5 protein-coding genes are annotated in these 6,847 nt (G+C 60.6%); all 5 read right to left on the reverse strand.

The features are described 5' to 3' along the window. Positions 1-7 precede the first annotated feature (7 nt). Genes ACODRW_RS10655 through ACODRW_RS10675 form a run of 5 tightly spaced genes read right to left on the reverse strand, consistent with a single transcriptional unit; the run spans position 8 to position 6,644 of the window. Positions 8-4,381, reverse strand: a complete 4,374-nt coding sequence (locus tag ACODRW_RS10655; RefSeq protein WP_488905708.1) for a pilus assembly protein — start codon at positions 4,379-4,381, stop codon at positions 8-10. An 11-nt stretch (positions 4,382-4,392) separates the two neighbouring features. Then, positions 4,393-4,800, reverse strand: coding sequence for a pilus assembly PilX family protein (locus ACODRW_RS10660; protein ID WP_107801150.1), 408 nt, complete (start codon positions 4,798-4,800; stop codon positions 4,393-4,395). Further along, a complete protein-coding gene (locus tag ACODRW_RS10665) occupies positions 4,797-5,558 on the reverse strand; it encodes a PilW family protein (protein ID WP_488905709.1) in 762 nt (253 codons plus the stop codon). Before ACODRW_RS10665 ends, ACODRW_RS10660 begins: the two co-directional genes overlap by 4 nt. Next, positions 5,555-6,121 carry a type IV pilus modification protein PilV gene (gene pilV / locus ACODRW_RS10670; RefSeq protein ID WP_107801152.1) on the reverse strand — a complete coding sequence of 189 codons (567 nt, stop codon included), beginning with the start codon at positions 6,119-6,121 and terminating at the stop codon, positions 5,555-5,557. The genes ACODRW_RS10665 and pilV overlap by 4 nt, the downstream gene beginning before the upstream one ends. A gap of 1 nt (position 6,122) precedes the next feature. Further along, on the reverse strand, positions 6,123-6,644 hold the full coding sequence (locus ACODRW_RS10675; RefSeq protein ID WP_488905710.1) for a GspH/FimT family pseudopilin: 522 nt from the start codon (positions 6,642-6,644) through the stop codon (positions 6,123-6,125). Positions 6,645-6,847 lie beyond the last annotated feature (203 nt).

Genomic DNA, 6,847 nt, shown 5'->3' on the forward strand with positions numbered 1-6,847 from the left:
CTCGTCCTCAGTTATTGGTCAGTTCGCGCCAGGTGACGCGCTTCCAGCTGCGCCCCAAGTTCCAGCCCGTGATCGAGGTGCTGCCCGTGGTGCTGCTGGACAGCGAGTAGACCTTGCCGCTCAGGACAAAATCGGTGGTGCCCAACGAGCCGCCCATCTGCTTGCCGATGATGGGCTTGTAGTTGCCGGAGGAGTCCGTCGTCTGCGCCACGGTGTCCGCCAGCTTGGGCTTGATCCCGGCGCCGCCGTTATCGTACTGCACCCGCAGAATATAGGCGGCATCCTTGGGCGTGCAAATATCGCTGGTATCCGAAGAAGGGATATAGGTCTGATATTCCAGCGTCTTCGAATAATAGTTCAGCATCCCCACCACCCGCTCGCCGCTGATGTTCAAATCCTCGTACCAGCCCAACTTGCCGGCGGTGGAGCTGATCGAGCCATACTGCGTCGAGCAGCTCTGGTTCGCCGTCGCGCTGGCCAGCGTGTAGTCTTTCCAGCTGATCGAGGTATTGGTGGCCTGCCGGTAAGTGGTGCCGCTGATTACATTGGTGGATAGGGTTTGTTGCAACAACAGGCGGCGATCGCAAACCGGCGCGCCCCAGTCCCAAATGCCGTACACACTGTGGCTGTTGGATTCCGGCGTGCAGCTACTGGTCTTGTCGCAGCTTTCTATGTATTTGCCGGTGCCGAACATCACAATCCGGTTGCTATTGCTCGCCGAGGTGACGCCGTTGCTGACCGGCATGGGCGCGGTCACCGGCGCCAGCACGATGGGCTGGGCCACGCCGCTGCTGTCTTTGGCGCTGAACAAGGGCACGCGGTTCAAGGCCACCTTCCAATTGGACGGCGTGCCGGAGCTGAGGTCGAACTTCCACATATTGCCCTTCAGATCCCCGGCGTAGACCACGTCTATCGTGCCGTTGCCGTCCAGATCCACCGGCTCGATGGTGGACAGGCCGTTGGGCGACACCGCGGTGCCGGACAAGGTGGACAGCTTGTAGTAATTGCTGTTCAGGACCCAGCTGACGCTGGAATCCAGCGACAGAATCAGCAGGGCGGCGTCGCCGTTGGTGCTGTTGTAGCCATTGTGGCTGACCACATACCACTTGTTGTCATTGAGTTTGATGATCTGCGGCGCGCCGAACACATAGCCCATGTCCAGATCGTTGGTGGCGTTGAACTCCCATTTGGCGATGGAGGCGGCGCTGCTTTCGCTGAAGGCGTCCGGATTGGTGATATCCAGCAGATACAAGCCCTTACCGCCCGCGCCCAGGCCGCCGGCCAGATAGCTGCCCCAGGTGCTGCCAATCTGGGCGTCGACGGCAACCGGGGTCGAGTCGACATAGAAGTTATGGGTATAGGAGTTGCTGGCCAGCAGGTTCAGGTTGCCGAACACCGGCGAGGGGATGTAGGCCAGCAGTTCTGCGCCGGTGGTAGCCTGAAAGCCATGCAGCATGCCGTCGTTGGCGCCCACGTACACCATGGAGGAACGGCTGCCCTTGCTCGTCACGAAGGACTGGTAGCTGGTGCTGCTGTAGTTCGGATCGCTGGAGCCGTTCGCCGGTGCCGGGATGTAAGCCGGCGAGGAGTTGACGATGTCTCCCAGCTTGGTGGCAGGCCGCGGCCGGAACTGCGTGCTGCCGTAGCCCTCGTTCGCCGGGCTGCCGCGCAGATAAGTCAGCCGGCTTTGCGTCACTGAGCTGAGCTCGGACGAGGAAGCCCGCAGAGCCTGCTGCTGCACGGTGTTCAGGCTGGACCACTGGAAGGCTTGCCCGCCGCCGATGCCGCCGCTGGAAGTGATGATCTGGCGGCCAGTGTCGCTGCTCACCTTCAGCTTGGCGTTCCACAAGGGATTGCTCAGGGATAGGCTGGTGCCGCTGACCAGAATCTTGCGGGCGCTCAAATCCCCGGACCAGTCCGCGCTGTTGACCGAGGCTTCGTAGTAATAGGTGTCGCCGCTGATCGTGGACTTGCTGCCCACACCGGCCGAACCCGAGCCGTTCTGATTGCTGATGTTCTGGAAGGCCTGATCCAGCTGCGCGTTCAATTTGGACGGGTTGCTGACCAGCGAGTAATTGTCCGGGTTGCCGTCGCCGTCCGCGTCCCATTGCCAGACATTGTTCGGGTCAAAGGAGTTGGGGCTGCTGGGATTGGTCTTGTTGTCGGTGAAGCCGCCGTACTTGGCCATATACCACAACGGGCTCTCGAACAGCGTAGTCGAGCCCTTGGTCGGATCCAGCGTGAAGGTGGCAGTGAAGGTCAAGGGCAGCACACGGCAAGAGCCGCTGCTGAGGCCGTAATTCAGCGGGTTATAGCCTGACTGCCCGCTGCTGGTGCCTATGCACTGAGTAGCGCTGCTTGACTCGTTCTCGCGCACCACCAGGTAGGCGCCGGCCTTGTTCTCGGTGGAGGCCCCGGCCAAGGGTTGCACGCCGGAGATGATGAAACCCAGATGGTTTGCATAGCCGCTGGCCGCATAGGTGGAGTTGACCGTCACCTGCACCTGATTGCTGCCCACCTTACTGATCTGATAAGTCGCGATAGCATCCAGATCGTAGTCGCTGCCGAACTCGCTATCGTCGAAGTTCACTTGAAAGGAATAGGAGCTGCCGTCGCTGGCCGCGCTGGTCAGGAAGAAGTTGGTAATGGTCAAGGTATTGCTTGCGCCAATCACCACCTTGCCGAAAGGCACCAGCGTCACCGAACCGCCGGTCAAGGGCACGGTGATCTTGGGCAGGGGCGAAGAGAGCCCCACCGCGAAAGTGCGCACCGGCGCCAAGGTGGCGCCGCTGGGCGGACTGGTCGGCGTCACCAGGATGTTGGTGCGCGCATAATAAGCGGCCATCGCCGCGTAAAAGCTGCCCTGCCGCGTCGGCTCCTCCGGCGACAAGCCGCGGACATCGAAATTGGAGGCGGGCTTGCTGGTCGGCAAACCGTCGGCGGTGCCGCCGGACACCTCGCCTATCATCACGTTCTTACTACCGCTGCCAAACTGGTAGCCCCACAGCGTGTTGCCCAGCTGGCTGACGTTCATCCCGCTCAAGTCATTGCTGTAGGAAAAACCCCAGGGCGAGCCCGGCATCTGACTGTCGTAAGAGGTCAAAGCCTCGCTGATCACGGTGACAAAGGGCTTGGTGCACCAGGCCCTGCCGTTATAGGGGTTGGTCCAGCTGGTGATCTTGGGCAGGCCCAAAGTACTGGTATCGATCGAGGTGGTGCCGGTGATGAATTTGGGCCCGCTCTTGCCCGCCAGATAACGCAGGCCCTCGTAATACATGGTGGCCACCGGGTTGCCCCAGTTGCCGCTGCCGCTGGTGGAAGTGTCGTAGCTGGAGCTGGGCTTATTGATCCTGAGGCGGTCGATCGTATCGGCCGTACCTCCGGCCTTGAAAGTGCCGTCGCTGTTCAATTCGTCGCCGAACTTGCCGATGGCGTCGCGCAGCACCCCGCCCAACTGCGGCGAGTCATACGAGCCGGTCAACAAGCCAAACTCCATATTGCTGCTGATGCCGTATTTGTGCAGCAGACCGGTGGGCAGGTAATTGCTGCCGTACTGATTGCAGTTGCTCTCCAGCAAGCCCGCCACGCACACCCGCACTTGCATGGTCAAGGCGGTGAAGTTCTGAGACAGCTTGCCGTTGCTCTCGGTGCTGACCCAGTCCGTCATCACGTTCTTGGTGGGATCCATCGCCGCGATCCGCAGCACCGGCGTACCCGGATAGCTGCCGCTATCCATGTTCACCATGACGATGTTGCGGCCCGCCGACAGCATGCTGGCGATGGTGCTTGTGGAGGTGCCGGCGCCGTTTTCATACTTGGACACGCCTAGCGTGGTATCGACGTAGGAGGCCAAGGACACCGTTGGGCTGGTGGAAATGACGCTGCCGAAAGACTTGCCCCAGACATGAGCGTCCAGCGGGATGTTGGAGCGGATCAGCGTCGCGGGCGAAGCGCTGGCCCGCTTGCCGCCATACAGCGATTTGCGCAGCACATCGATGCGCGACATGGTGACGTAGTTGAGGAAGTCCCCGCTCCAGTGCGAGCCGTCGCAGGTTTTGTCGCTGGTCGTCGCATAGGGAATGAAAGCGCTGCTGGACGAGCTATAGGTGTAACACTTGAAGGAGTCGAAATAGCCGTAATAGTCGATGGACTTGGGCTTGTAGCCGATATCCGGCATCCCGACACCGTCCAGATCCGTATAGTCGTTGTAAGCCGCGACAAACAGATTATGGCTCTTGCCCATCACCAGCAGATTGATCGGGTTCACTTGCAAAGTGTTTTGCAATAAGGGCTGGGTCGGAATGGTCAACGCCCAGGCCAGGCTTCCCTGGGTCAGGGCCAAGATCAGACTCAAGCAACCTTGCATCAAGATGCGCGCCATCTTCCGTCTCCTTACTGCTCCACCCAGACGACGGATTCCAATTGCGTCTGAGTTGTGTTCAACAGGGTCTTGCGGCCGCCGTAGCCTGTCGCCCGCAACAGGTAATAATCTCGTCCCCCGCTGGTGCTGACATAGCTGATGGTATAGGTGGCGGATGCGGCCGAATTGGACACGGCGACAGTGCCGCTCGCCGTGGTGCCGCTTGCCGGCAGATTGTCGGCCGTGGCGATATAAGTCTCGGCCTGACGCATCGCCACTTCCGCCGCCATGAAGGCGATGGCCCGCTCGCGATTGTTGCCGCCCAGTTTTTCTTCCATCAGCGCCGAACGCACCGCCCCGAAACCGAGCATCGCCAGCACGGTCAGGAAGATCAGGGCCACCAGTAATGAAAACCCCTGCTGTTGCGCCTTGGCCGTCATGACAGATTGTTCCGCAAGAAGATGGAGGTCCGGAAGGTACGCGCCAGCTTGCCATTATTGGACACCCCGGCCGCCGGATAGGCGTTGCCATTGCAGTCGGTCACGGAGTAGCCGCTGGGCGCGGTGTACTGGGTCTCCGACTCCACCAGGATGCATACCCTCACCACATGCACTTTGGTCCAGTCTGCAACCGCCGCCGCCGTCGCATAACTCTCTGGAATATTATCCGGCGTCGTGCTGCTATCCACCCCATACGTCAGCACCAATTGCTTCACCCCGCTCAACACCGTGCTGGTGCTGCCCGCCGTGGTGCAAGTCATCACATCGCTGGCGGTGCGGGCAATTGCGAAACTATAAGCCGTCGACGCGCTGGCCACCGGACTGCCCTGGCAATCTATGATCTGATTATCGTTATTTCCGTAAAAGCGGTAGTTCAAAGTGCCGCTCGCCTCCAGCAACACCGTGCCCGCGCTCGTGAATGTCGTGCCGCTGGCGGGGAAATTGACGGCCAGGCCATTGGCCAGCTTGGTGGTGTCCACATAGCCGGCCTGACGCACTTGCTCCGATATCCAGCGGAGGGCGAAACGACCTTTCTCCTGCACCTCAGCCTGCGCCGCCTGGCTGCGAAACACGGTCTTATTGGAATAGAACACCTGGCCGACCAGCAGCACCACCATCAAGCCCAGTGTCAACGCCACCATCAGCTCGATCAAGGTCATGCCGCTATCATGGCGGCTGCGCATCACCAAGGTTTTCATCGGAATCGGTACTCGAAGGTCTGGGTTTGCATGGGAGTGGTGCCGCTCGCCGCTTTTTCCTGCCAGCTGACGCTGACCGAAACCTGACAGGCCGTACCCGTACCTGCTCCGGCCAAGCTGTAGCTACACGCGCTCAAGGTAGCCGCGGAGCTGCCGTCCGCCTTTTTCAGCAGAACCTGCACCGAGCCCGAACCCAGCAAACTATTGGCCGTGGATGAAAAGTAAGAAGTGTCTGTCGTCGCCATGGTCTGCGTGGCGGAACTGTTGGCGGTACAATCCGACGTCGCCACCCCGGAGGCGTAGCACCCCAGCGCGCCATTCAAATCCATCTGATTGCTGGCGGTATTCAGGGCGTAAACCTGATCGCCGGTCGCCGCCCTCACCCGCTCCGCCGCCTCCACCGCCAATTCCGAGGCCAGGCTGCGCATATAAGCGTCGTGCGAATCGCGGATGGATTTCAGCTGCATGCCGGCCATGGCCAGCATGCCCAGGGCCACCACCAGCACTGAGATCAGCACCTCCAGCAAGGAGAACCCAGCCTCCGCTCTTATCCGTGCGCGCATATCAATTCCCGCTGATCAAGCCGTACGGCGCCACCTGCACCGTACTGCTGGCCGTAGTGGTCTGGCTACGAAACTGAATCTGCAGCGTGGTGGTCAGCCGCGTGCCGCTGGCCGTCGCCCCCCTCGCCTCGCCGCTGGGCGCAAAACGAAAACCGGCCACCGTGCTCGAAGCGACAGCGGCGCCGCCAGGGTTATGCACCGACAGAATTTCGCTGCTGGAAGGCGCGCCGCTGCCGTCGAGATCGGCAAAAACCAGCCAACCCACCGACCAATTGCTGGCCGCATTGGAACAACTGCTGCCATCGGTCGACGCGCACACGCCCACCGGCACGCCGCGGCGAATCGCTTCGGCGCGGGCATTGGTCATGTCCGCCACCAAGGCGCGCGACAACGCCTGGTAACGATTGGTGTCGATGAATTGGTTAAACGCCGGCACCGCCAACGTCAGGCCAATTCCCACCACCGCAATGGTCACCAATAGCTCAACCATGGTGAAGCCACCCAACGTCGTTCGCCGGCCCATTCCATTCCCATTGCTTAAGCTGTTTTTTCAGGATTGTATAGAGAAGCGAACGCAGGCAAGCCTGACTGGACAAGCGGCAACTAAATCAAGACAGAAGGGAAAGACAAGGAGCAGAAACGGGAAAGGGATCGTCAGCCAGACGGCGATGCAATGCATAAAGCCCAGCTCGATTGAGCTGGGCTTTGCAATGGGGCGTCTGGCGG

It is taken from the genome of Chromobacterium sp. FG89 (assembly GCF_057808735.1).

What these genes read in the sequence shown, in the direction of transcription:
- pilV (WP_107801152.1), bottom strand. Translation starts at nt 6,121, where the DNA reads ATGCGCGCACGGATAAGAGCGGAGGCTGGGTTCTCCTTGCTGGAGGTG.
- ACODRW_RS10665 (WP_488905709.1), bottom strand. Translation starts at nt 5,558, where the DNA reads ATGAAAACCTTGGTGATGCGCAGCCGCCATGATAGCGGCATGACCTTG.
- ACODRW_RS10675 (WP_488905710.1), bottom strand. Translation starts at nt 6,644, where the DNA reads ATGGGCCGGCGAACGACGTTGGGTGGCTTCACCATGGTTGAGCTATTG.
- ACODRW_RS10660 (WP_107801150.1), bottom strand. Translation starts at nt 4,800, where the DNA reads ATGACGGCCAAGGCGCAACAGCAGGGGTTTTCATTACTGGTGGCCCTG.
- ACODRW_RS10655 (WP_488905708.1), bottom strand. Translation starts at nt 4,381, where the DNA reads ATGGCGCGCATCTTGATGCAAGGTTGCTTGAGTCTGATCTTGGCCCTG.